The organism is Nonomuraea salmonea (genome assembly GCF_042428605.1).
Lineage (GTDB): Bacteria > Actinomycetota > Actinomycetes > Streptosporangiales > Streptosporangiaceae > Nonomuraea > Nonomuraea salmonea.
Genome location: NZ_JBHMCF010000021.1, coordinates 1 through 25,980, shown reverse-complemented (window position 1 = coordinate 25,980; position 25,980 = coordinate 1). Strand labels below are relative to the sequence as shown.

Annotated in this window: 20 protein-coding genes and 1 pseudogene; 10 read left to right on the top strand and 11 right to left on the bottom strand. The window is 70.0% G+C overall.

The annotated features are described in order from the left end of the window. The first annotated feature begins 5 nt into the window (after nt 1–5). From ACFFR3_RS22040 to ACFFR3_RS22005, 8 genes are all read left to right on the top strand, one after another. The gene (locus ACFFR3_RS22040; RefSeq protein ID WP_345408466.1) at nt 6–461 is read left to right on the top strand and encodes a hypothetical protein; all 456 of its coding nucleotides are present in this window, start codon (nt 6–8) and stop codon (nt 459–461) included. Next, the gene (locus ACFFR3_RS22035) at nt 458–1,321 is read left to right on the top strand and encodes a hypothetical protein (protein WP_379483758.1); all 864 of its coding nucleotides are present in this window, start codon (nt 458–460) and stop codon (nt 1,319–1,321) included. Before ACFFR3_RS22040 ends, ACFFR3_RS22035 begins: the two co-directional genes overlap by 4 nt. Nucleotides 1,322–1,397: 76 nt before the next feature. Continuing rightward, nucleotides 1,398–2,057, top strand: coding sequence for a hypothetical protein (locus ACFFR3_RS22030; RefSeq protein ID WP_345408460.1), 660 nt, complete (start codon nt 1,398–1,400; stop codon nt 2,055–2,057). A 20-nt stretch (nt 2,058–2,077) separates the two neighbouring features. Beyond that, nucleotides 2,078–3,172, top strand: a complete 1,095-nt coding sequence (locus tag ACFFR3_RS22025) for a DUF4192 domain-containing protein (RefSeq protein WP_379483757.1) — start codon at nt 2,078–2,080, stop codon at nt 3,170–3,172. 308 nt (nt 3,173–3,480) lie between these two features. After that, nucleotides 3,481–4,653 carry a Rossmann-fold NAD(P)-binding domain-containing protein gene (locus ACFFR3_RS22020; RefSeq protein ID WP_379483756.1) on the top strand — a complete coding sequence of 391 codons (1,173 nt, stop codon included), beginning with the start codon at nt 3,481–3,483 and terminating at the stop codon, nt 4,651–4,653. 315 nt (nt 4,654–4,968) lie between these two features. Then, entirely contained in the window at nt 4,969–5,169 is a 201-nt protein-coding gene (locus tag ACFFR3_RS22015; RefSeq protein WP_345408456.1) for a hypothetical protein, read from the top strand. 76 nt (nt 5,170–5,245) lie between these two features. Next, nucleotides 5,246–5,710, top strand: coding sequence for a single-stranded DNA-binding protein (locus tag ACFFR3_RS22010; RefSeq protein ID WP_379483755.1), 465 nt, complete (start codon nt 5,246–5,248; stop codon nt 5,708–5,710). Between the two features lie 60 nt (nt 5,711–5,770). Then, nucleotides 5,771–6,061 carry a hypothetical protein gene (locus ACFFR3_RS22005; protein WP_379483754.1) on the top strand — a complete coding sequence of 97 codons (291 nt, stop codon included), beginning with the start codon at nt 5,771–5,773 and terminating at the stop codon, nt 6,059–6,061. A 306-nt stretch (nt 6,062–6,367) separates the two neighbouring features. Here the strand turns inward: ACFFR3_RS22005 and ACFFR3_RS22000 are convergent, their stop codons facing one another. Together ACFFR3_RS22000 and ACFFR3_RS21995 are read right to left on the bottom strand one after the other, a co-directional pair. Continuing rightward, complete coding sequence (locus ACFFR3_RS22000; RefSeq protein WP_379483753.1) at nt 6,368–6,730, bottom strand: hypothetical protein; 363 nt, start codon at nt 6,728–6,730, stop codon at nt 6,368–6,370. A 113-nt stretch (nt 6,731–6,843) separates the two neighbouring features. Continuing rightward, nucleotides 6,844–7,230, bottom strand: a complete 387-nt coding sequence (locus ACFFR3_RS21995; protein ID WP_345408452.1) for a hypothetical protein — start codon at nt 7,228–7,230, stop codon at nt 6,844–6,846. Nucleotides 7,231–7,356: 126 nt separating this feature from the next. Here ACFFR3_RS21995 and ACFFR3_RS21990 point away from each other — a divergent pair, with 126 nt between their 5' ends. Next, nucleotides 7,357–7,734 (top strand): hypothetical protein, encoded by a 378-nt coding sequence (locus tag ACFFR3_RS21990; RefSeq protein ID WP_379483752.1) that lies wholly within the window; start codon nt 7,357–7,359, stop codon nt 7,732–7,734. A gap of 12 nt (nt 7,735–7,746) precedes the next feature. Here the strand turns inward: ACFFR3_RS21990 and ACFFR3_RS21985 are convergent, their stop codons facing one another. Further along, nucleotides 7,747–7,968, bottom strand: coding sequence for a hypothetical protein (locus ACFFR3_RS21985; protein WP_379483751.1), 222 nt, complete (start codon nt 7,966–7,968; stop codon nt 7,747–7,749). 177 nt (nt 7,969–8,145) lie between these two features. On the opposite strand from ACFFR3_RS21985, the gene mobF reads away from it, so the two are divergent. Beyond that, nucleotides 8,146–13,299 (top strand): MobF family relaxase, encoded by a 5,154-nt coding sequence (gene mobF / locus ACFFR3_RS21980; protein ID WP_379483750.1) that lies wholly within the window; start codon nt 8,146–8,148, stop codon nt 13,297–13,299. Between the two features lie 572 nt (nt 13,300–13,871). Here mobF and ACFFR3_RS21975 read toward each other — a convergent pair. The 8 genes and pseudogenes from ACFFR3_RS21975 to ACFFR3_RS21940 form a co-directional block, all read right to left on the bottom strand. After that, nucleotides 13,872–15,056, bottom strand: a pseudogene (locus tag ACFFR3_RS21975) (IS3 family transposase). Between the two features lie 371 nt (nt 15,057–15,427). Further along, entirely contained in the window at nt 15,428–16,396 is a 969-nt protein-coding gene (sigJ, locus tag ACFFR3_RS21970; protein ID WP_345408437.1) for an RNA polymerase sigma factor SigJ, read from the bottom strand. A gap of 83 nt (nt 16,397–16,479) precedes the next feature. After that, complete coding sequence (locus ACFFR3_RS21965) at nt 16,480–17,214, bottom strand: SDR family oxidoreductase (RefSeq protein WP_345408435.1); 735 nt, start codon at nt 17,212–17,214, stop codon at nt 16,480–16,482. A 440-nt stretch (nt 17,215–17,654) separates the two neighbouring features. Further along, complete coding sequence (locus ACFFR3_RS21960; protein ID WP_364382444.1) at nt 17,655–20,369, bottom strand: cation-translocating P-type ATPase; 2,715 nt, start codon at nt 20,367–20,369, stop codon at nt 17,655–17,657. Nucleotides 20,370–20,652: 283 nt separating this feature from the next. Continuing rightward, complete coding sequence (locus ACFFR3_RS21955) at nt 20,653–21,495, bottom strand: universal stress protein (protein ID WP_345408429.1); 843 nt, start codon at nt 21,493–21,495, stop codon at nt 20,653–20,655. 49 nt (nt 21,496–21,544) lie between these two features. After that, the gene (locus ACFFR3_RS21950; protein ID WP_364382448.1) at nt 21,545–22,450 is read right to left on the bottom strand and encodes a universal stress protein; all 906 of its coding nucleotides are present in this window, start codon (nt 22,448–22,450) and stop codon (nt 21,545–21,547) included. 88 nt (nt 22,451–22,538) lie between these two features. Further along, on the bottom strand, nt 22,539–25,232 hold the full coding sequence (gene fdhF / locus ACFFR3_RS21945) for a formate dehydrogenase subunit alpha (protein ID WP_364382451.1): 2,694 nt from the start codon (nt 25,230–25,232) through the stop codon (nt 22,539–22,541). Next, nucleotides 25,229–25,834, bottom strand: coding sequence for an NADH-ubiquinone oxidoreductase-F iron-sulfur binding region domain-containing protein (locus ACFFR3_RS21940; protein ID WP_345408425.1), 606 nt, complete (start codon nt 25,832–25,834; stop codon nt 25,229–25,231). Before ACFFR3_RS21940 ends, fdhF begins: the two co-directional genes overlap by 4 nt. Nucleotides 25,835–25,980 lie beyond the last annotated feature (146 nt).

Sequence of the window (25,980 nt, the reverse complement as noted above, 5' to 3'; positions counted from 1 at the left end):
TACGAGTGACAACACCCCGCCAGCGGCCCACCCCGCTTCCGATCGCCCGCGACGACGTCATCATCTCCGACGGCGCCGCGATCGAAGCCATCCACCGCGTCCTCAGCCAGCACACCGACTGGAACGCGGACACCTTTGACGCCATCGAGAACGTCATCCTCGCCACCGGCCGCAGACTCCTCACCCCCGAGCCGATCTCCGCCGAGGTCGAACACGACGGCTGGGACTGGCCCATGGCACGCATCGAGACCGGCCTGCTGACCGCCCTCATCCGGCAGGCACCCGACGGCGGCACGTGCGTCGACCTGTTCCCCGCCGACATCGCCGCACGCCAAGGACTGCGCGTCCTCATCGACGGCCACGTCGTCTACGGCCTGCCCCTCGACACGCCCGTTCCGGCCGAAAGCGCCGCCGACATCAGAAGCAACACCAACACCCCATGCGGACGCAAGGACCTATGATCACCATCCACGTCTCGCCCGAACAGGGCATCGTTCTCACCGGAGCCGGCCCCGACCATCACAACCTGCTCGGCGACCGCGACCACGGCGGCCTCGGCCTCACCTGGTCCGAACACGACGGCCGCAAGGGCGCCTGGTACGAGCCCCATTCCCGCCACAAGCCCCTCGCGCAGCACCGCGCCCGCATCGCGGAGATCGCCGCCACCCTGCGAGCCGCCGGCTCGCCGGTCACCATCGACGTCAGCGGCACAGCCTCCAGGCCCACCCGCAAGGCGAAGACCGGCCATCGCCCCTACTGGGTCACCCGAACCCGCATCGCCGAGCACCTCCAACAGCACCGCCGCGACCCCCGAGCCACCCTGCGCCGCATCCAACGCCTGCAAGAACAACTCCGGCATATCGATCGTGCCCTGAACGGCCAGGCATACCCCCAACCCGTCGAACACGACGGCGAACCGGTGCTCGCCGAAGACGGTAGGCCGCTGCTGCAGTGGCACCCCGCCACAGGCGACCACCGAGACCGCCTTCAGCACGACCAGGCCCGGCTGCAGGCCAGGATCGCCTACTGGCAGGACATCGTCGCCCAGGCGGCCGAACAAGGCGTCAAGGTCTGGGGTCCGCAGGATTTTCAGCCCGGAGACTTCGTCCTGCACCTCGGCACCTGGTGCGAGGTGCTCTGCGTGAACGCCAAGAGCCTGACCGTGCCCACCGGCCACATCGAGGTCGGCCGCCCCATCCTGCGTCGCGCCGACACCACCGACCTCGCCGGTCAGCCCTCCCACGCCACCGTACGGCTGCCCTACAGCGAGATCCACGACCGCATGAGCCAGGCGGAAGCCGCCAACCGGTTCCCAGCCTGACCCCCGAGCCAGGGCCGGCGCTTCCTTCTCCCGGAAGCGCCGGCCCTGCCCCCTTTGCCCTGAAAGGAGGCAGTCCTTGCCCGACCGCCAGCTACCAGCGACCGACACGGTCACCTTGCCCGTCGCTCCCTACGGCGACCTCCGTGTCCTGGCCAAGCCCAACCCCGCCACCGGTGCCCTGCGCTGCCTGGTGGAAAGCGCCACGGTCACCGGCATCTTCACCCTCGAACCCCACTTCGACCCCGATGACATCGACCCCGACACCACCCAGCTCAAGATCCACTACGGCGACGAACTCCCCACCGGCGCCCACACCGGCACCTACCGGCCACACCGCCCCCTCATCAGCGGCGCCATCCAGCTCGTCGACCACAGCCTCATCGACGCCCGCAACCCACACGGCCGCACGCCGCCGGGCCCGCGCATCTACCACCGCGACACCACCAGCGGCCACCGCCGAGCACGAGTCCCCGAACGAGTCGCCCGCCACGTCCACGCCATCATCGCCGCCCTGGCCACCTACTGGCTCCAGCGCCCCGATCTCGACCAGCTCCGCCACACCGCAGCCCGCACCCTGCTGAAGCACACCGGCCTGCGCAGGAAACAGACCATCATCGCCGAACTCCAGGCCCTCATCGCCGCCCGCCAGCACGAACTCGACACCCACCAAGCCCAGCTGGCCCGCATGACCGAACTCCTGGCAAACCCGGACGGAACAAACCCCGCCGCCGCCTGACCACACCCATGGAAGGGAACATGTCGCTCCACACATCCGACCCCCACCAGAACCTGCCCACCACGATCCGGCTGACCTCACCGGCCGACATCGTCGCCCTCCTGCCCTACCTCGTCGGCTACCACCCCGCCGACGACCTCCAGCTCCTCACCATCAACGGCGACGAAGTCGACGCCGTCCTGCATTGCCCGCTGCCTGAGCCCACCGACGATCTGACTCCGACAGTCACCGAAACCGTCCAGGTCCTGATCCGCAACGCGGCGACACAGGTCGTGCTGATCGCCCACGGCCCGGGGGAGCGGGTCACCCCCGTCATGGACGCCTTCGCCCCGGCACTCACCGCACGCGGCATCACCGTCCTCGACATGATTCGCTACGAGAACGGGCGCTGCTGGTCCTACCTCTGCCGCAACCCGGCCTGCTGCCCACCGGAAGGCATCCCGTACGACACGACCAGCAACCCCGCCGCCGCCCGCGCCGTCGTCGCCGGCCTCGTCGCGCTGCCCGACAGACAGGCCTTCGAGCAGACCCTGCGACCCGTCCAGGGCCAGGACCGCCACACCATGACAGCGGCCACGGCGGCCGCCCGCGCACGGGCCGAGACCCTGCTCAAGGACACCACCCTCGATGTGGCCTACTGGCTGGGCGAAGGCCTCGCCTGCGCCCGCAGGTGTTTCGAGCACGTCCGCGCCGCACGCGCCATCCCCGCCGACGAACTGGCGTGGCTGGGAGTGCTCCTCACCGCAGTCAGCATCCGCGACATCACCTACACCCTGTCCCGCGAGTACGGCACCAACCTCGCCCAGCGGCTCTGGACCGAGGCCACCCGCAGAATCGACCCCGCCTACGCCGCCGCCCCTGCCACCAACCTCGCCCACCTCGCCATCCGCACCGGGCAAGGCGCGCTGGCCCGCCTCGCCGCCAACCGCGCGCTCGATGCCGACCCCGACTGCTCCTTCGCCCGACTCATCCTCACCGCCCTGCAACTCGGCATCCCCGCCCTCACAGACGGCATCACCGACGACCTGGCGCAAACGATCACCGAACACGCAGCCCGGCACCCCCACACGGCCAAGCCCGTCCTGCCGGACGCCTCGGCCGAGCCGACCGCCTGAACGGCCCCGAGACCGTGGCCCCCTTCCGGCCCACGCAGCCTGCGGCACCGCTTCCCACCCGCGCAACCGCGCTCTCGCCCCCGCTCCACCATCCGGGGTGGGCGAGTTGTGGCCAGGTCGAAGATCTTTTGCTGGCGCAAAACATCTTCGACCTGGCCACAACCACACGGTTGCGCAGGCAGTCCGCCGTGCCGCTGACGGCTCGCTGCCGGAAGGGGACACCACGACCCGGCCGTCACCACGGCGGGCCCCGACCGCCCCGACCGCCCCTCCCGGCAGCCCATCAACCGCACCGCGAAGGAGCTGCCATGCCCGTTCCACCCGCACCCGGTCAGACACAGCCCTCGATCGCCATCGTCGGCGGCTCTATCACCGGCCCCACCCTCGCCCTGCTGCTCCACCAGTCCGGCTTCACCCGCGTATCCGTCCTGGAAGCTTCACCTGCCACCTTCGCCCAGGCCGGCGGAGTGATCGGCCTGGACCACCTCTCGCTCGCCACGCTCGACACCCTCGGCATCCACCAGGACGAGCTGATCACGTTCCCCAGCGAACGCGTCACCGCCATCCACCTCACCGACCGCACCGAGATCGGCCGCACCCACTCCATCTACCCCGGCCGCAACACCACGTGGCACCAGCTCAACACCGCACTGCTCAACCGCCTGCCTGCCGGATGGCTGCATCCTGGCCACAAAGTACGTGCCCTCCACCCCGGCCCCGACGGCAAAGCAGTGCTGGAGCTCGCCGGCGGCGGAAGCATCCCCGCCGACCTCGCCATCTTCGCCGACGGCCGCCGCTCCACCGGCCGCAAGCTCCTCGACCCCACCAGGCGGCTGCACTACGCCGGATACGTCGCTTGGCGCGGGCAATACCCGCGCCACCTGCCTGACCTGTGCGCCTTCACCCGCTACGAACCCGGCACCGGCCAGTTCAACATCTTCCCCATCCTCCGCAAGGACGCCACCACCGCCGTCGACTGGACCTTCTACCTCAACCTCAGCCGCGAACAGTTCACCAACCTGACGGGATACGACCCCACCCACCGCACCTACCTCCTGCCCCACCAAATTGGCACGGCCGCCCGCACTCTGGTCCTGTCCGAAGCCCGCAGGCTGCTGCCCGCACCGGCCGCCGACATGATCGACGCGACCGACTCCTGGAACGCCGCCCCCGTCCTGGACATCGACCCGCCCCACCGCATGGGCCACTCCATCGCCAACGCCCACGCGCTCCTGCTCGGCGACGCGCTGGCCCCGGTCCGCCCGCACACCGCACGCGGCGCCAACCACGGCATCCTTCAGGCCCAGGGCCTGGCCATCGCCCTGAGCCAGCACCTCCACCACGGCGCCAATCTCAACGCCGCACTGACCGGCTGGCAAGAGCGCTACCTGCCCGCCGTCCACGACGCACTCCGCCTCGGCCCACGACTGGCAGCGGCCATGGGCCTCGGACACACCGCACCAGCACTGATCCCCGCCTGATCAGAGTCCAGCGGCGGCCTGGACCCCGGCGCCCACCGAGGCCCCCTGCGCGGGCGCCGGGGGGCCACCTACGTGTTCCGGACCAGTCACCCTCGCAGGCGTCCGGTCGTCCGGCAACCAAGCGGCTCAACCCCGCGCGCCAGAGATCCTTTGCCGCGCCAGCTCCCTTAGCCAGCTCTTCTGAGAGCCGCGCGGCAAAACATCTTGCGCGCGCGGGGCCGCTCGGTTGCCCTCCTCCCTCCCGACCTGCGTGGTCGCCGGCACCGGAACACCGAGCGGCCCCCACCAGCCGGCCGCCCACGGAAAGGAGCCTCGATGCAGCACCTCAACCTCGACATCCAGCCGTACGCCACCGACCTGACCGCCTGCTCGCGCTGCGGCGAACCCGTCCTGCTCGGCGACAGCTGGCCCCTCGTCGGCGGCGGCCGGATCTGCCCGACCTGCGTGACCGAAGCCGTCGAAGCCCACCGCCTCGCCACGGTCACCGACCACGAGGACCCGTCCCGGCGGCCCTGATTCCCGGGTGACCGGACAAGCGTCCCGGCCACCCCCGGGCATCGAGGCCCCCACTCACCATCGAAGGAGAGCCACCATGGCCAACGACATCACCCTGACCATCACCGGCAACCTCACCGACGACCCCGAACTGCGCTTCACGCCCACCGGCGAGGCCGTCGCACGCTTCCGCATCGCCTCCTCCCCGCGCTACCTCGACCGCCACACCGGCGAGTGGAAGGACGGCCGCCCGCTCTACCTGACCTGCAACGTCTGGCGGCAACAAGCCGAGCACGTCGCCGAATCGCTGCAGCGCGGCATGCGGGTGATCGTGGAGGGCCGTCTCAAGCAGCGCACCTACGAAACGAGCGAGGGCGACAAGCGGACCGTCTACGAGCTGGAGGTCATCGAAGCCGGCCCGTCCCTGCGCAACGCGACCGCCACGGTCACCCCCGCCAAGAACGGCCGGACGGTCACGCCCGCACCTACCGAGGACCCGTGGGCCGGCACCTTCCCCGAGCGCCCCGAACTAGAACACGCCACCACGGCCTCCGACTTCTGACCGCATCGGTGGGGCGGAACGCCACCCCGCTCCGCCCACCGACCACGAAGGACACCGCACATGCACCCCGATGCCTTGATCCGACGCGGTCGCCACCATGGCTGGACGGTCACCACAGACGCCGCCCCCGCGATCACCCTCGAGCGCCACCCCTGGCACATCACTGTCACCTTCACCGGCATGGTCCCGCGAACCGCCTTCATCACCGGCCCCGGCCTCGGCAAAGCCCGCCCCATCAACCTCCGCCGGATCAACACGCTGCTACGAGCGAGTCCCGCGGACATCGCCGAGCACGCCGCCCAAGCGATCATGGGCGGATGCGGCGACCGCGCCCAACCTGCGGGCCCGTAGCCGGGGAAGTGGCCGGGCTCTGGCACGGGGTGTCTGGGGCCTCGCGGCCCCAGACCCCGCGCCGCGGGCGGGCAGGCCGCCCACCGGGCGCGCAACACCTCATCGGACAAGGCGGCCCGCCCGCCCGCCACGTCCACCCCGCGACCCGCAGGCAGCCCGCGACGACGTGTGGGGTCCGCCGAGCCACGAACGATAGAATGCACGCGGCTCCTTCGGGAGTTGTCACTGTGCCGGGACCGGCAGGGTTTTCGATTCAGAACCCCTCGGGGTTCCGCCCTGCCGGTCCTCTCAAACACTCCGGGTCAGCTACGCGCCAGGGGAGAGCTGCCGCTCCGCCTCCATGGACAGCTCACTGAACTTCGCGAGCGCCGCCCGCAGACCATGAAGACGATGAGCATCGGGGGCGACGGAGACCGCCAGCGCGCACAGATCACGGGCGATGAGCCATTGGAAGATGAGATCCTGCAGCAGGGCCTTAAGCTCCGGCTCCAGCGGAAGGTCGAGCATCGCGACGCGCGCCCGTTCCAGAGCCTGAGCCCCCAACAGCCTGCCCGACTCCTGCGTGTGGATGGACGGAAGACGGATCGGAATGGGCAGAAGCCCGAGAAGCTTGTCGGTGAGCGCATAGGCCCCGAGGAGCAGTTCGGCCAGTTCTTCCAGATCTTCCATGGACTGACTGCCTTTCTGGAGTTGTCAACTTCGCCGTGCCGGTCCGCAAGTTTCGACCTCCCGAACCGGCGACCCGGTAGGCCGCCCGGAAGGAACCGGACGGCCACCGGGAATCAAACGTCCAGGTCGAGCCCGAGGTGCAGGCTCAGCATCTCCGTCATCGAGCCGATGCGCTGAATCATGAGCCAGACGGCATCGATCCGATATCCCTCCTGCTCGTCCTCGTGGAGGGACACTGCGCACAGGTCGAGCGCCGCGAGCCACTCGGTGAGCATCATGAGGAGGAGACTTTTCGTCATGTCGTCGACGGGAAGGTCGAGAACGAGCATCCGCGCCCGCGCCAGAGCCCGCGCGGCGTCCCGCATGTCCCCGTCGTCGACGATCGGCGGAATGGCGATCGGTATGGGCAGGAGCGCGAGGAGTTTCATGATGCGCAGGTAGATGCCTGCCAGCATTTCCATGAGCGCCTCGATCCGCGCCCGGTGTTCGCCGTCGTCCATCGTGGTGGCGTCCTTTCTTGAGTTGTCAATGTGCCGCATCGGTTCGGGTTTTCGACGCCCTTGCCGATATTTCGATTATGCCATAAATCGTTGGAGATCTTCAATGGTTTATGGCATGCTGGCCCCATGCACGACCCCATTCAGCAGGCAGCCGCCGACGTCGCCCGAGCCCTGGGCACTACTTTCGATGAACTCACCGACATCGCCGATATCCTCGACGACCACCTTCGCGCCGACCGCAGCGAAGGCGAGATACTCCTCCTCGCACTCGGCGAACTCACCCGACGCGAACCCGAACGCCATGACCTCATCGGCGCGGCAGAAGCAGCAGAGATCCTCGGAATATCACGCTCCCGCCTCCTGCTGCTCGCCGAGAAAAAGCCCGACTTCCCCCCGCAGCGCTATCCCCATCTCGCCGCCGCCAAGCTCTGGCGACGACAAGACATCATCGCCTTCAACCGCACATGGGACCGCCGAGTCGGCCGCCCACCCAAGAGGTCCTGAAACGGCAGCACCTCACCGACGAGGATCAACCACCAGCGCGAAACCGTCCGCGTCCGACGCCGTCAACCGCTCCACCGTGAAACGCCTACCCGGCAACTCATTCGCAGGCAAACCCGCCTGCGACGCGATCCGCTCGGCAGGCACCCGCAACGGCGCGCTCACATCATGGCGCGGCGTGATCAACTCAGCCTCATCCCCGACCGTCAACAACACCGTGACCTCCACACCCATCACACCGACACCCCTTCCACACGGCACCAGCCAACACAATAGCCGCGCCCCACCGAACCGCCGTTCACACCTAGGCATCTTCTATCGCAGTTGCTACATTGGTCACATTCAAGATCTTCGCTCGTCGCTTCGGTTCCTGTCTTGGGTGAATCCGTTCGCGATCGGAGGTGAGCGCCCTCGATGCTCAGCATCGGCCTCGGTTACGACCCGGGCTATCTGACACGGCAAGTCGGCAAGGGCGCGGAGAACTACTATCTGTCATCCGTCGGTGACGACGAGCGTGGCGAGCCGCCGGGGGAGTGGAGCGGAAAGGCGTGCGCGGATCTCGGATTCGTCGCCGGGGAACAGATTGACGCCGAGACGTTCGAGCGGCTGTATCGCAGTTTCGCCGATCCGCGCGATCCCACGTTCTATGACCCGGCTGTTCCGGAGAAACACAAGCCCGTCCTGGGCAGCAGACCCGCGCAATTCACCCAGGAGACGGGCCGTAAGCCCGTCTATTTCCTGGATCTGACTTTCAGCCCGCCCAAATCCATCACGCTGTTACACGCCGGCCTGCTCGCCAAAGCCGCAGAAGAGCAGCGCGACGGCCATCTCGATCAGGCTGCGGCGCTGCGTGCCCAGGCCGGGCTGGTGTGGGACGCGGTCATGGCCGGCAACACCGCGATGCTGGAGTACTACCAGGACGTGTGCGGGGTGAGCCGGGCCGGCCGGCACGGCCCGAAAGTGGCGGGCCGCTCCACCGGCCGCTGGGTGGACGCGCCCCGCTGGGTGGTCGCCTCGTTCCGGCAGCACACCTCCCGCAATGGCGACCCCCAGCTCCACGTGCACAACCCGGTGCTCAACCGCGTGCCCTGTGACGTCGACGGCAAGTGGCGGGCGCTGGACAGCCGGGCCATCCACGCCGTCCGTCCCGCCGCGGCGGCGATCGCCGAACGCGTCATGTGGGAGACGTTGACCCGTACCCTCCCGGTGGACACGCGAGTTCGGGCCGACGGGCACGGGCTGGAGGTGGAGGGCATCGCCGACGACCTGATCGGCATGTTCTCCTCGCGACGGGTCGAGGTCTCCGGCCTGCTGGCGCAGTTGCGCGCCGCCTACGTCGCCCGGCACGGCCGCGAGCCGTCGGCCCGGGCGCTGTTCTCTATGGCGCAGTACGCGACCCGCGCCACCAAGGCCAGAAAAAGCAAGGCACCCGCACCGACGCATGCCGACGAGCTCGAACAGTGGATGAGGCAGTCACGGCAGGCCGAGTCGGGCACCCTCGCCGAGGTCCCCGACCAGGTCCTGCATCGCGAACGCGACCCGGAGACGGCCCTTCATCGTGAACGGGCGCGTGCCATGGCCCAGCACGTCCTGGCCGGCGCGACCGGCGTCGGCGGGATTCACGAGCCCGGCCGCGACGAGCTGCTCGACGACGTCCTTCAGGCAGCGGTCGCGGATGTCCAGCGGGCCAAGGCGGTCTTCACTCGTTACGAAGTGATGCGCGCGATCAACCGGCACCTGCCCGGCTGGCTGGGCGGGCTCGATGCCGCGTCGGTGCGGCGGCTGCTGGAGGAACTGACGGAGCGGGCCGCGGGCCCGGGAAACGCGTTCGGCGTGCGGCTGCTCAACCTGCCCGAAGTCGTCGAGGTGCCCGACGAACTGCGCCGGGGCGATGGCAGCAGCGCCTATGTCGCGCCCTGCGCGGAGCGGTTCACGACCGATGAGCAGCTGGCGGTGGAGAGGCGGCTGCTGAGGTCGGCGCAGGAGCGGACGGCTCCGGCCGTGCCGAGGCAGCGGGTGGAGCAGTGGCTGGCGCCGCGCTGCCGCCCCGAAGGCAGGCCTGGGCTGCGCGAGGACCAGGCTGTGGCGATCCTGGGCATCGCCACGTCCGGTCGTGCCGTGGACGTGTTCGAGGGGCCGGCGGGGTCGGGAAAGTCGTACACGCTGGGCCGGTTGACGGGTCTGTGGCGGGCAGCTCAGGGCGTCGGCTCGATCGGGCTCACGCTGTCCAGCAACGCCTCCTACGTGCTGGCCGATGAGGGCTTCGAGCGGACGTTCAACATCCGGCGCTTCCTCACCCTGGCGCGCGCCGGTCGCCTGCGCATCGAGCCTGGCACGCTCATCGTGGTCGATGAGGCATCCATGGTGCCGACCGCAGACCTGGCGGCGATCCAGGAGGTCGCCGACGGGGCGTTCTGCAAGGTGGTGTGGGCAGGCGACACGGCGCAGCTGTCCGCCCCGGAAGCCGGAGGGCTGATGCGGGTCCTGGCCGCCGACGCCGGCTCGTACGCGCTGACGGTGGTCGAGCGGATGGAGGCGGTCTGGGAGAGGGAGGCGTCGCTGCGGCTGCGCGCCGGCGACGTCTCGGTCGTGACGGCGTACGAGGAGCACGGCCGCCTCGTGGAGGGTGACCGCGAGCAGGTAATGGCCCAACTGGTCGCCGACTACCTGTCAGACCGCGACGCCGGCCGGCGAGCCGTGATGCTCACCATGTCCAATGCCGACGCCCGCGAGCTGTCGGCAAGGGTACGTGCCGAACTCGTCACCCGCGGCGAGGTCACCGCTGATGGCATCCGGTTGCGTGACGGCACCACGGCAGGCGTCGGCGACCTGGTGATGGCCCGAGCGAATACCCGCCGGGTCAACGTCGCCGGCACCTGGCGTACCCTCTCCAATCGCGACGTCCTGCGCATCCACCGCATCCTGCCCGACGGCGGCTTGACCGCCCACCTCGTCACCCGAACGCACCCTGGCGGCGACCCCGAGCGCCGCGTCCACATCCCCGCCCGCTACGCCGCCAGACACCTCGAGCTCGGCTACGCCGGCACCGCGCACGCCGCCCAGGGTCGCACCGTGGACGTCGCCCGCGCCCTGATCGACGGTCGCGTCACGCACGAGATGCTGTACGTGATGCTCACCCGGGGCCGCGCCGCCAACGTCGGCTACGTCGATGTAGGGGTGCTGACCGCCGCCGACCTGCGGCCCGGCACCGAGCAGACCCCGCAGCTGGCCCAGCCGGATCCCGCCCCGGGCGCACCCGTCCTGGGCGCCCGTACGGTCCTGGCCCACGTGCTCGAACGCGACGACGCCAGCCCCGCAGCCGTCGAAGCGCTCCGCGAGGAGGGTGAACGCGTCACCCACATGGCGCACCTGGCAGCCATCTGGCGCGACATCGTCGCCCTGGCCACCCGGCAGCACCACCACCGACAACTGGCCACCGCACTCCCATCCGAGTTGTACGAGCGCCTCCAGCAGGATCCGGCCCGCCGCACCCTCTACACCGCGCTGCATCAGGCCGAGCTGACCGGTCGCGACACCGCCGACCTGATCAGCCGAGCCGCACGTCTGCGCCCTCTCGACACCGCCAGATCCATCGCGCAAGTCCTGCGCCACCGCATCGCCCGCCTGATGCGCGACGAGGACCGCGGCACCGACCACGTCCCGCAGACCTGGCACGAGCGAACCCCGCACATCGACGACCCCGAACTGGCCAGCTGCGCCCTCGAGGTGGCCGACCGCATGGACCAGCGCACCGAATACCTCGGCCGGCGTGCCGCCCAAGCCCCACCCGAGTGGGCGCTGCGCCAGCTCGGTGAGGTCCCCGACGAGCCGCTACTGCGCCACGAATGGATCGCCCGCGCCGGAGTGATCGCCGCCTACGGAGAGGCCTACGGCACCTCCCTCCTCGCCGACCACCGCCCCGGCCCCCTCGTCACGGACCGCGACCTGGCCTGGCGGGCCGCACAGCAGACACTGGGCATGCGTGCCCCGTCCACCGAACGCTCGGCAACCAGCCGCGACCACGCACCGGCCCCGTCCCGTAGCGACGACACCGTGGCCGAGATGCGCCAGGCCGGCGCCCTGCTCGCCCTCACCCACACCCCCCACCAGGTCGGCCTGCGCGACGAGGCGGAGCTCGCCGATCGCGCGGCCGACCTGCTCACCCGCGCCGAAGCCGTCACCCGCGACCTGGTCACCGCCGAGGAGCGCGTCCGCACCTACACGGCCAGCGGCGGCGGCCCCGCCGAACGCGAGCTCATCGCCAAACGCGAGGAGCTCACCAGACTCGTGCAGCGCATCGACGCCGCCACCACCGCACAAGAGCAGCCCCAGGACGCCGGGCAGGCCCGCGCCGAGGAGCACAGCAGCCAGGAGACGTACCGGCCGGTACGGGAGCAGGCTCGCCACGCCGAGACCCAGGTGCCACCGCGTACCGTTTGGCCATTGATCCGCCACCAGCACGCCCAACTGACCCGCCACTGGGACGACTTGTTGCAACGCAGTCGTCGCGCCGACATCCGCGCCGCCGAACAGGACATCGTCACAGCTCGCACCACTCGGCAAGAGATCCGGGCCGAGCTGGACGCGGTCCAGCAGGAGATCGCGCGCCGCGCCACTCTGTCGCCAGAGCGCCGGCACGTCGAGCAGATGGCCCGTGACCAGCACCGTGCCCGGCAGCGCCGGGAAGAACTCATCGCCACCCTCGCCGCCACTCCGGACGGGATCGGCCTGCTCAGCGACCAGCACCTCGCCGCCCGCGTGGCCGACCTGTATCAACGTCGCCAAGCCCTGCACACCGCCATGATCACCGCAGAGGAGAACCTCGCCCGCTGGACGGAACATGGCGGCGGCCCCCGCGAACGAGAGCTCCACCAGCGCCGCGCTGACCTGACAGAACGACTCCACCACATCGACACCGCACTCCAGGCCGCGCAGCACCGTGACCACATGGCCCAGCGGTTGCGAGACCTCACCCGGCAGAGCGACGCCTTCATCGAGCGCGCCCACCAGATCCGCCGTGAACTCGATACCACTGGACGCCTGCTGCCCAGCTCACGCGCCCGGCGTACCGCACTCGAAAACGAACTCGGCCAGCTCCAGCAAGATCACGCACGCCTGCAGGAGCAGATTGGGAATGTGAGGCGCAGCCACCCGGCGGCCGAGCAGGCCGCCCGCACCGCCGCCGAACACGCACCTCCTCCAGGCGTATGGCCGCGCATCCGCCAACGCGCCGCCGAACTCGACCACAGCTGGGAACAACAACTGCGTCAGGCCTGTGATGCCGACGGCGAAGCCTTGCGACGGCACGTCGAAGAGGCGCGTCGCGATGAGAGCCGCCACGACCGCCTCCTGAGGGCCGCTCTCGAGGAGACTGAGCGGCGCCGCCAGCTGCCTGACGACCGGCGCCAGGCCGAACAAGCTGCCCGTACCGAAGGTCAGCAGAGGCTGCCCGCCGATTCGCGAGAGACCCTCGAGGCGGCGGGCCGAGTGGGGAGCCGAACCCGCGTAGATGGCCGTCGGCCACCAGGACGGCAGGCAGATCATCCCGATCGCGACCGGGGACTGTAAGTGCTGCGGAGGCCAGCTGATCACCCGCCGATCTCTGAAACCGCCGCGCCATGACCACCGATCGCCGTCGGCGTTTCTTTCCGCGCCGACGAAGTGGGGTGTTTGGCCGTCGCGGTAGTAGAGCACGAGCGAGTACGACGAGGCAGCCGCCTGATCGCCGTTTATTTCCACCAGCAGGTCAGTGATCAGGTGCTGAGCCTGCGGCCCCTGGACCTCACTCTGTTGCATGAAGCTGAGGACCTTGTCGATGCGGCGAGTTCGCCCCCGCGCGGTGAGTGCGTCGCGACATCGTCGGTGAAGACCGTGCCAGCCCGCTCACGGAGATCTCCCCGCCCAGGCGGATGTAGCGGCCGAGGCCGGCCAGGTGCTGGTGGCGGGACTTGGCCTGGAGCTCAGGCGCGGTCCGGCTGGCTTTGGACCAGATGGGGTCAGCGCGCTGTGGCGCAACTGATGCGGGATTCATCCCTCGCTGTGCGGATCAGAGCACGGCCGAGGCGGTCTTTAACAGGTGTTCGACGCGTGGGGAGGACAGGCGGGGCCTTTCCCCACGGAAGTGGACGCGCGGTGGGATGTCATGCAGCCAGCGTCAAGCTAGTCGATCTTCGATGATGTAGCTGTTCGTAGGCGATGGGGCTGTGAGGTGCCCGTTGGCCGAATACCTTCTGCGGGTGTTGTAACGGGTCCGCCATCGAAACGCCGTGCGTCGGCAGGTGGTGGCGTCACCGTAGTGGAGCCGTGGAGTGTCTCCCGTTTGAGAGAGGCGTGGAAGCTCTCGCAGGCGGCGTTGTCGGCGCTGGTGCCGACGGTGCCCATGGCCTGAGTGACGCCCAGCCAGCGGCACAGGGTGGCGTAGTCCTTGGAGGTGTACTGCGCCCCATGATCGCTGTGAAACAGAGAGCCGGCCAGGCCGCCCCGGGTAGTCGCGGCCATCTCCAGGGCGTCGGCGACCAAGTCGGTGCGCATGTGACCCGCGATCGGCCAGCCCACCACCCGACGGCTGAAGCAGTCCAGCACGGTGGCCAGGTAGAGGAAGGTCCCGTCGCCGAGCGGCAGGTAGGTGATGTTGCCCATGTACTTGCGGCCCGGCTCGGGAATGGTGGTGCGCACGCGCTGGCGCAGGCCCGCATCACCCGAGCAACGCGTTTGGCGTTGATCACCATCCCTTGGCCGCGGAGTTCGGCGGTGACGCGCGGAGAGCCGATAAGTGCCGTCGAACTCGGCATGCACCGCGCGGATCCGCGCCGCCAGGGCCATATCGGCGGCCTGGCGCGTAGCTCGGCGGCCGGCGGCCGCGCGCCACCTGTAGTAGCTGGCCCGATTGAGACCGATCACCTGGCACAACCGCTTCACCCCGAAGGTGTCCCGGTGGTCGTCAACGAACTGGAAGCGGTTCACCAGTGCCTCTCCCCGGCGAAATACTTGGCCGCCTTACGGAGAATGTCGCGCTCGGTGGTGAGCTTCTTCTCCATGGCTTCCAGCGCCCGCACACGCTCTTCCAGCTGCCGAATCCGCTGCGTGGCTTCACCGTCCTCACCGTCCGCCCCGGCGACGTGCCGGGTGCGGCCGGTATCCGGGCCGGTCGGCGGCCTGGTCGGCTCCTCACCGCGCAGGGCGCCCGACCGCAGCACCCACATGCGCAGGCTGCCCCGGCTCACGCCCAGGTCAGCAGCAATGCCTTTGTAGGTCGCGCCTGAAGTGGACTCGTACAAGGCCACGGCATCGCCCTTGAACTCATCCGAGTAGTGCTTTAACGCCATCGGCGGTCTTCTCGCTTCCTCTGGATCAAGCAAGATCCAGTATCAGCGTGTCCACCAACCAGGGGGAAGTGCCCTTCAACCGCCGCCCCGCCATGGCGCCCGAGCTCCCTGTGACGAATCACCCGCGTGGCCCGTGGATCGATGGACAGCGCCGGCGGCCACCGGTCCCAGCAGTGTTCGAGGGGGAGCCTGGTGGGCTCGAGGCGCGAGTTGATCCCGAACTTGCCGCGACGTTTGATCCGACCGTGTGCGGCGGCAGGTGGAGCGCGGCTTGGTAACCTGCTCGGTGATGGCGCCGCCAATACCACCACCTGCGGCGATGGCTGCGTGACGGGCGCATCACACCGCCGGCTTACCAAAGAGATGACCTGTCAGTCGAGCGACCAATACGTCAGCTTCATTGGATTGAGCATCAACCACACGTTCGTGACGCACTCGTCACCGACGTCGAAGGTGATTAGGCCGTATCGATGTCCTTCATTTCGAATGATGTAACCGAGACCGTCAGCTGTATCGCGTCGCTCAAGACGGAGGGCGGGCTGTTTGCGCAGCACTCCCATGAACCACCGGGCTACGTGATCGGACCCACGGATGACCTGAGGTGCGGCGTTGACGAAGCCGCCGCCGTCTACTCGTAGTTCGACGTCTGGAGCCAACAAGCGGAGCAGATCCTCGATGTCTCCGCCGACAGTCGCATCACGGAATGCCCGAACCACTTCATCATGCTGGCGTGGAGAAACCTGTGCGCGTCTTCCTCGTCGAACGTGGCGGCGAGCGGACGTCGCCAATTGCCTTGTTGCTGCGGCTGAACGACCTACGACACCAGCGATCTCGTCGAACGGGACCCCGAACACGTCATGCAGCACGAACGTCAGTCGCTCTGCCGGGGTCATGGCCTCGAGGACCGTCAGCAAAGCCATGCTGACGGCATCATCGAGGGTGACCCGTTCAAGCGGATCAGCGGAGAACTGACTGGAATCCAGTGGCGCCTGTGCGGTGCCTGCGAAAAGGTCAGCTGGAACCGGCTCCGGTAGCCATTGCCCGACGTACGTCTCCCGCCGTGCACGCGCGGAACCCAGCAGGTCGAGTGAGATGCGGCCAGCCACTCGCATCAGCCATGCCGCAGGTGTGGCGATTTCGTCGCGTTCCTCGGGTTCGAGGCGGTACCACCTCGCATATGTCTCCTGCACGACGTCCTCGGCATCGGCCAAAGTGCCCATCATGCGGAACGCCAGCGACAGCAGACGATGTCGCTCCGCTATGACCGAATCGAGAGCCCGTGATTCGTCACGCTCGGCTCCTCCGAACTCCGCTGATTCGGCAGGAGTATCCTCCGGCATGGGGCAACCTTTCCCATCGGAGCGCAGCACGCCTGACCTATGTGCCGGCGGCCAGACGTTCCCCCCTTCCTTCATCATCGCATTCAGGCGGTGGGGATCCCTGCAATCGGGTACCGCACGGTGCCCGTCCGGTACGCGCCGCGCGGAACCATGGCATCGAGGGGCTCCTGTCCGTCTGTGGTCACCACCTCACGATGGTCTCCGCGATGGGCCAGAGTGGCACGGAAGAGGTCGTCGTGGTAGAAGCGGTCGGGTCCGGCGATCTCGACCACGCTTCCCGGCTCCAGCGTCGTGACGGCCTCGGTGAGCAGATCGACGACTTCGTCCAGCTCGACGGGCTGGATGAATGACCTCGGAGCGAGCACCTTTCCGTCCACGGTGTGCTGGTCGATGAGGACAGGAATGTAGCTGTGGAACTGAGTGGCCCGAATGATGGTGGCGGGGATCGAAGCCGATCGCACGGCCTTCTCCTGCGCCACTTTGCCGAGGTAGTAGCCGACCTCAGATGCGTCACCTTCTCCGACGCCGACGATGGAGAGCACGATGTGATGACGCACACCCGCCCGCTTGCCCTCCGCGGTCAGGTTGTCGATCGTTCCCTCGAAGAACGAGATCGCCCCCTCCGCATCGAAGAGGGGGGTGTTGAGGACGTTCACGATGGTGCCGACTCCGACCAGAGCCTCGGCGAGCCCCTTGCCAGAGATCACATCGATTCCGTCCTCAAGCCCTCCTGGGACCACCTCGATGCCCTTGGCCTCCAGGTCGTCGGCGAGGCGGGACCCCACACGGCCGCGCCCACCAGCGATGAAAACCTTCATTTCCGCACTCCGTTCCGGGGCACTGGTCGCTGCCCTCACCAACATGACGACGCAGGCCGGACAAATGTGAGGTTGCGTAGCAGGGTGCTCAGGTGTCGCGTACGAGAAGGTTCTTCGCGGGCGGGTTGGTCGGTATCAGGGCGCTGCGCAACCATCTGCGCCAGTTGTCGGCCCTCTGTGGAGGGAGTGTTCGGACTGAGAGCCTTTCCCTCGGCGGTGGCAGCTGGGTCCGTTCTAGCTTGGCCTAGATCCTTTCGTTGACGTCGACCAGCGCGTACAGGGGCCCGTGGAGCCACTTCTACCGGGCCCGCCCCGCGGCCCTCCCGGGTGGAGGGCGCACGGCCGCTCACTCCACGCACCGCAGAGCCCATCGTTTCAGCACGGCGACGCGTCACCGTCCGGCGTTCCGCAGGCGCTGAAGCCCTGCGCGGTGGACGTGGTCAGCGCTCGTGCCGGCGCAGCAGCCAGCGACGCGCCTCGTCCGCCCCCCAGACGATCAGCGGGAAGGGCGCGGCGAAGGCCAGCATGCCGGGCGTCAGAGCGGCGGTGCCCAGCAGCGCCTGGAACGGCGGGGTGTAGATCAGTACGGCGGCCAGCAGCAGTTCGAAGGCGATGCCCCACAGCAGCAGGGGGTTGGACAGGACGCCGACCGAGCGGAGGGAGGCTCGGTCGGTCCGGGCCGCGAAGGCCGTGCCGATCTGGCCGGTGAGCATGCCGAAGAAGGTCATCGTGGTGGCCTGGAGGTAGGCGTGGTGGAGAGGGCTGCCAGGACCGGTGGGCGCACCGGGACGCCACCCGGCCTGCAACAGCACGAAGAAGAACCCGCTCATGGACAGGACAGCGCAGATCACGCCGAGGAACAGCCACGCGCGCAGCAGCATCGACACGCGGATGACGTTTTCTGAGCGTCTGCGCGGCGGGCGCCGCATGAGTCCGGGCTCGGCCGGCTCGCGGCCGAGCGCCAACGCGGGCAGCGTCTCCGTGCCCACGTCGAAGGCCAGGAGCTGTAGCACTGTGAGCGGCAGGGGTACGGCTCCTCCGGCGAGGGCGAACACCAGGAGCGGGACGATCTCGGGCGTGGTGTGGGCGAAGATGTAGCAGATGAATTTGCGGATGTTGTCGTAGGCCTGGCGGCCCGACCGGACCGCGGCGACGATGGTGGCGAAATTGTCGTCGGTCAGCACCATAGTGGCGGCCTCCCTCGCCACGTCGGTGCCCGCGCGGCCCATCGCCACGCCGATGTCCGCCCGGCGGAGCGCCGGCGCGTCGTTGACCCCGTCACCGGTCATCGCCACGACGTGTCCTTCGGCGCGCAAGGCGTCGGTGATGCGCAGCTTGGCCTCGGGCGAGCTGCGCGCGAAGACGACCTCGCGGTGCTCTCGCAGCAACGTGTCCAGCTCGTCCTCGCTCATCCGGTCGAGCTGCTCACCGGAGACGACGACGGGATCATCACCGACGATCCCCACCTGCCGGGCGATCGCCGCCGCGGTCAGGGCATGGTCACCGGTGACCACGATGACGCGTATCCCGGCCGCGTGGCAGTGCGCCACCGCTTCGGCGACCTCCGGACGCGGCGGATCGTGCATCGCCACCAGGCCGAGCAGCGTCAGGTCGCGTTCGACGTCCTCACGGCGTCGAGGCGTGGTCTCGCGGGCGCCGAGAGGGCGGGTGGCGACGGCGAGCACCCGCAGGCCCTTGCCGGCCTGGAGGTCGACGACCCGCTCGACGTCGCGCCGCCGCTCGGGGGAGAACGGCAGCGTCCGGCCGCCTTCCATGACGGCTCCGCACAGCGGCAGGACCGCCTCAGGGGCTCCCTTGGTGTTCACCCGCACCTCGCCGTCGCGGTCGTCGACGGTCGACATCCGCTTCAGCACGGGATCGAAGTGGAACTGGCACAGCCGCGTGCCCCTGCTTCCGGCGTGCCCGGCGGGGGCCAGCAGTTCCGCCGCCCTGAGCATCGCGACCTCGGTCGGGTCCCCTCTCAAAGTGCCGCGATCGTCACGCTGGACGTTGTTGCAGGCCGCGATGACGGCGGTCAGGTCGCCGAGGGCTTCGTCGCCGGCGTCCCCGCCGTTCTCGGGGTCGTAGGTTCCGGCCGTGGTCCAGACCGTCGTGACCCGCATGCGGTTCTCCGTGAGCGTTCCCGTCTTGTCGGTGCAGATCACGCTCGTCGAACCCAGCGTCTCCACCGCGCTCAGCCGCTTCACCACCGCTCCGCGCCGTACGAGGTCCCGTACACCGAGGGCCAGCGCCAGCGTGATGACCGGCAACAGTCCCTCCGGCACGTTCCCCACCAGCAGTCCCACCGCGAACACCACCGCGTCCGGCAGCGGCAGATGAGCGCCCAAGGCCGCCACCGGGATGAACGCCGCCCCCGTGGCCACCGCGATCACCGCGATGAGCCACGCCACCTTGCGGACCTGACGCTCGAGCGGGCTCTCCTCGCGCTCCACGCGTTCCGACAACGCCGCGATCCGCCCGAGCTCGGTACGCATCCCGCTGGCGAAGATCACCCCACGCGCCTGGCCCTCGGTGCACATCGTGCCCGAGAACACGAGATCGCGAGCCTGCAGCAGCGGCGCCTGCGTGTCCACCGCGTCCGCTGAGCGGAACACCGGCACGGCCTCGCCGGTGAGCATCGACAGGTCCACCTCGATGCCGCCGTCGATGAGCCGGGCGTCGGCGGAGATGCGCTCGCCCTCCTCCAGCAGGAGCACGTCCCCGGGAACCAGCCCGGAGGCCGGTATCGTCTGCGGCCGCCCGTCCCGCAGGACTCTGGCCTGGACCGGAAGGTACGCGGCCAGTGCCTCGACCGCACGTTCGGCCTGGATCTCCTGCGCGAAGGCGAAGGCGGCGTTGATCAGGATCACGATCACGATCGCCACGGCCACCGTCGTGATCCCCGCCGTCCCGGCCAGCGCCGCGGCCACCCACAGCAGCAGGGCCAGCGGGTGCGTGAACTGCCGGGCCAGCTCACGCGGCCAGCGCCGGCCGCCACGGCGGCGCAGCTCGTTCGGGCCGTAGTGGATCAGGCGCCGTGCCGCCTCGCGTGAGGACAGCCCTGAACGGCTGCTGCGCAGGTCACGCAGCAGCAGATCCAACCGTTCGGTCGGATCGACCTGTCGTGCCGAAGGCGGCTCCTCCGCCTGGCTCATCCCTCGCCCCAGTGTCGCGCGGCCGGTGCCGTGGCGTTCCCCCGATGACGGGCCGGGCGAGGCCGGCTGATCGTCGGGTGACACCTCACAGGGATGAGTGCCCCCAGGTAGAAGGGCGAAGACCTTCGTCGCGCCAAGAAGCGGCAGTGGACGGCGAACCACGGGCGTGCGTCGTTACTGAGGGGACTGCCCTTGACCCTTGCCCACGGGTGGCAGTGGCCGCACGGTCGTGCCGTGAACTTCTGACCAGGCCGTACGGCGCAAGGGCCCGGACCGTCGCTTTTCAGCGAGCTTCGTGGGCGCCCCCGGGAGGAGGCACCACGGCCACCGGGCACACCGCGTGGTGGAGCACGCCATGGCTGACCGAGCCCAGCATCGTGGTGGTGAACCCGCCCAGCCCGCGCGATCCCACCACGACGAGGTCGGCCGTAGAGGACGCGTTCCGCAGGGCGGCCACGGGGTGGTCGCAGACCTGATCGTCGAGGATCCGCACGTCAGGGTTTCCTTCCCGCCACGGCACGACCTGCTCGGCGGCCTCGCGCGCCTCCTGCTCGAAGCCCTCGCTGAGCACCCTGTAGGCGGTGGCGTACGAGGACAGGATCGGCGGCCGCCAGGCGTAGAGCACCAGGAGCTCCGCGTCCTGGGCGCGTGCCTGCGCCAGGGCGTACTCCATGGCAGCCCGGGACCGCCCTCCGTCGTAGCCGACCACGATTCTGCCGTGCCGCACCGTGGCGGCCTCGCGGACGACGACGACCGGGCTCGCGGCGTGCCCGGCCAGCGCGAGGCTGGTGGAGCCGAGCACCATTCCGGCGAAGCCGCCCAGCCCTCTGCTGCCCAGCACCAAGCTGTCGGCTCCCGCCGACTCCATCACCAGGTCATCCACCACCGGGCCCGCGAGGATCTCTGTGCCGACCTCCACTTCCGGAGCCAGGCCGCGTGCCCGGTCCGCCGCCGATTCCAGCATCCCGGCACAGTACTCGGCCGTCCCCGCGTCGCGGGCCCACTGCTCGCACACGTGCACCAGGCGCAGCTCCAGCGAGCGTCTGCGGGCGTCAGCCGCGGCCCACTCGACCGCCGCCATCGAGGGCGGGGAGCCGTCCACGCCCGCCACGATCCGTCCGGCCATCTCTTCCGTCTCCCCTCAGCCCTTCACCTACCGCCGCCCTGCTCGCCGCTCATCCGGGCGGCAGTCGTGGGTTCAGCACCTCGGCGGGGGTCACCGCGACCGGGCACCAGGATTCGAGCAGCGCGGTCTGGGTGACCGGGCCGAGCAGCAGGCAGGCGGGAGCTCCGTTCCCCCGGTTGCCGAGGACGAGGAGCGTGGCGTCCTTCGTCGAGTCGACCAGGACACGTTGGGGGCGTTCGGTCACGAACTCGGTGAACACCGTCACCTCGGGGCGTCTGGCGGCCAGGTGGGAGACCACCTCCCTGAACCGGGCCTCCGCGCCCCTGCGCAGCGCGTTGGAGTCGACGAACGGGAGCGGCTCCGGCCAGGACGCCGACCCGCAGTCGGACCAGCAGCACAGGGCCGTCACGCTGCCGCCGCGCAACGCCGCCTCGTCCAGCGCGAAGTCCAGGGCCGCCAGGCTGGGCGGCGAGCCGTCGAGGCCGACGACGACGCGGGCGTCCTGGCCGCCGGGTGGCTGGAGGGACGGACGTACGACGACGACTGGCCCGACGCTGTGGGCGGGCACCTGCACGGCGGCCGATCCCACCTGAAGCCCGTCGAACCCACCCTGCCCACGGGATCCGAGCACCGTCAGCTCCGCCCCGCGCCCCACCTCCAGCAGCACCGCCGCGGGCGTGCCCTTCCCCAGGACCGGCTGGAGGTCCACCTCCGGAGCCAGCTCCTTGGCGCGGCGCACGCCCTCGTCGACGACACCGAGGGCGGCCTGCTCGATCTGTGTCATGACCTCCCGGGCAACCGGCCTCAGGGCGTAGGGCCAGTGCAAGGCGTGACAGACCAGCACAGGCAGCTTGCGCAAACGTGCCTCCTCGACCGCCCAGCGCAGCGCGTCACGGCTCTCGGGCGAGTCGTCGTAGCCGACCAGGATGGGCCGGTCGGCCTGGTCATCACGCACCGCCGCCTCCAGGAGAGGAATGGTCTCTGCCGAGTGAGCCTTCCCGCCGCTCCTTGGGATGAGCCTCACCCACCGGAAAACTCTGGGTCTATCTCGCTTGCCCTGCCCTTTCACCCGCGAGCAGCCGTACCGCCGTGACCTTGTACTCGGGGCACGACGTCGCGGCATCGCCGCGATCCGAGGTGAGGGCGTTGACGCCGCTCGCGGGGAAGTGGAAGGCGCAGAACACCTGGCCCGGGGTCATGTCGTCGCTGACCTGGACGGTCAGGTGCGCCTCCCCGTGGCGGCTGCGCACGGTGACGCGGTCGCCGTCGCCCAGGCGGTGGCGGGAAGCGTCGACGGGATGGACGTCGAGCCGGTCGGTGGGGTCGAGCAGGAGGTTGTCCGTACGCCGGGTCATGCCGCCGGAGTTGTAGTGCGCCCAGCGCCGTCCCGTGACCAGGACCAGCGGGTAGCGGTCGTCGGGTTCCTCTCCGGGCGGCAGGTACGGTGCGGCGCTCAGGTGCGCCAGCCCGTCCGGCGTGGCGAACCGTTCCCGGTAGAGCGAGGACTCGCCGGGCCGGTCGGGATGGCGGCACGGCCAGGGGACGGCTCCTTCCCGGTCGAGCCGTTCGTGCGAGAGACCCGCGAAGACGGGGGCGATCCGGCCGCACTCGGTCAGGGCCTCGGCGGGCGTGGCGCAGCCGAGGTCGGCGCCGAGCGCCGCGGCGACCGCGTGGATGATCTCGAAGTCGGGCCGTGCCGCTCCCGGTGGGGCGAGCGCGGCCCGTACCCGCTGGAAGCGGCGGTCGAAGTTGACGAACGTGCCGTCCTTCTCCAGCCAGGACGCGGCGGGCAACACGACGTCGGCCCTGCGCGCGGTTTCCGACAGGAACAGCTCGTCGCAGATCACCAGCGGGCAGCTCTCCAGGGCCTGGACGACCTGGTTGCTGTCGGGGTCGGTGGCGCACACGTCCTCTCCCAGGATCCACAGGGCGCGCAGCTCTCCGGAGCGGGCGGCGGCGAACATCTCCGGGATCCGCAGGCCGGGCCGGGGCGGGACGAGGACACCCCAGACGCGCTCCGCGCGGAGGCGGGCGTCGGCGTCGGTCACCTTGCCGTACCCGGGCAGGAGGTCCGGCAGCGCGCCCATGTCGGACGCGCCCTGCACGTTGTTCTGGCCGCGCAGCGGGTTCACGCCGAAGCCCCGCCCGGTTCCGACCGCTCCTCGAAGGATCGCCAGGTTGGACAGGGCGCGTACGCCGTCCGTGCCGTGCAGGTGCTCGGTGACGCCCAGCCCGTAGAGGATCGCCGGTCTCTCCGCCAGGCCGAACAGGCGCGCGGCGGCGACGACATCGGCGGCGGGCACGCCGGTGACGGCGGCCGTGCGCTCGGGGGAGTAGCCGGCGAGCAGCGCGGTGAGCTCGGGCAGGCCGGCCGACCGTTCGCGCAGGAACTCCTCATCGATCAGGCCCTCGGCCAGCATCACGTGGGCCATCGCGTGGAAGAGGGCGACGTTGGTCCCAGGGCGGGGACGCAGGTGGACGTCGGCATGACGGGCCAGGCCCACCGCGCGCGGGTCGGCGACGACGAGCCGCGCCCCGCGCAGCACACGCTGGAGCAGTCGCGCGCCGACCACGGGATGCGCCTCGACCGGATTGGCGCCCACCAACAGCAGGCAGTCGGCACTCTCCACGTCCTCGAAGGGGTCGGTCCCGCCCGGCAGGCCGAACGCCGCGGTCAGGCCGGCCGCCGACGGGGCGTGGCACAGCCGTGAGCAGTTGTCGACGCTGTTGGTGCCGATCACCGTGCGCATGAACTTCTGCAGCAGATAGTTCTCCTCGTTGGTGGCCCTGGCCGAGGAGATCGCCGCCACCGCGCCGGGGCCGCCCGCCGCGACCGCCGCGCGCAGCTCCCGGGCCACGTGGTCGAGGGCTTCCTCCCAGCTCACCGGTTCCAGGCGGCCGTCGCGGCGCAGCAGCGGCCGGGTGAGCCGGTCGGGTGAGCGGAGGAAGCCGTGGGCGAAGCGGCCTTTGACACAGGCGTGGCCGCGGTTGACGGGGCCGTCGCGGGCGGGCAGCACGGCGGTCACCGAATCGCCGCCGGTGAGCACGTCCAGGGAGCAGCCGACCCCGCAGTAGCCGCAGGTGGTGCGGGTACCCGGCAGCTCCGGTGTCCGGTCGCCGCCGGACAGGCCGGGTTCGGTGAGCGCGCCGGTGGGGCAGGTGTCGACGCAGCCGCCGCAGGCGACGCACTCGGACTCCGCCCACGGCCCTCCCGTGCCGGGCGCGACCACCGTGTCGGAGCCCCGTCCTACCAGGGTGAGGGCGAAGGTGCCCTGGACCTCGGCGCACATGCGCACGCACCGGCCGCAGGCGATGCACAGGTCCCGGTCGAGGCGGACGTACGGGTGGCTGTCGTCGCGGCCCCGGCCGCCGGCTCCCCGGGCCGTGTCCGGCGCGACGCCGAGGTCGTGGCAGACCCCGGCCAGCTCGCTGCGGCCGTGCTCGTCGTCCAGGGCGCGCGGCGGCAGGACCGAGACGATGACCTCCACGGCCTCGCGGCGCAGGCCGCGCAGATCGTCGGCGTCGACTTCGATCGGGGCGTCCTCGGCGGCCGGGGTCACGCACGCGGCGACCACCTTGCCGCCGGCCCTCACCAGACAGGCGCGGCAGGAGCCGGCCGGCGTCAGGCGGTCGTCGTGGCACAGGGTGGGCAGGCTGATCCCGGCCGCGCGCACGGCGTCGAGGACCGAGGCGTCCTCGGCCACGTGCGCGGTCGTTGCGCCGACCCGTACTCTCATCCGTCCCACCCCGCGAGCCGGTCGCCGAAGGCACGGACGAGGCTGTGCACGGCTGCCGGGACGCGCCGCCCAAAGGCGCAGAGACTGGCCTCACCCATGACGCGGAGCAGCCGCTCGTACTCCTCGCCCGGCCGGCTGTCCCGGACGACCTCCAGGCCGCGCCGCGACCCGACCCGGCAGGGCGAGCAGGCCCCGCAGCTTTCGGCGGCGGCGAACTCCCACACGTGGCGCAGCACGTCCGCGGGGTCGATCCGCTGGTCGAAGGCGACGAGCCCGGCATGTCCGAGCGCTGCTCCGCGAGCGGCCAGATCCGTCTCCGACAGCGGCACGTCCAGCTGATCGGCGGCGAGGAAGCCACCGAGAGGGCCGCCGACTTGGACGACGGTCAGGTCCGAGCCCTCGCGCAGGCCGCCGCCGAGTTCCTCGACGATCCTGAGCACGGGCGTGCCGAGCTCGACCTCGTAGCAGCCGGGCCGGGCGAAGCGCTCGGACAGGCAGACGAGCTTGGTGCCGGTCTCCGACGACGTGCCGCGTGCGGCGTAGGCGTTCCCGCCGTGCTCGACGATCCAGGGGATCGCCGCCAGCGTCTCGACGTTGTTCACGACGGTGGGGGCGTCCCACAGACCGTGCCGCGTCGGGTACGGCGGGCGTGGCCGGGCGCAGCCACGCTCGCCTTCGAGCCCTGATATGAGAGGGCGGTTCGCGAGTTGATGTCCCTTTGATCGCTTGCGCTGCATGAGATGGCAGG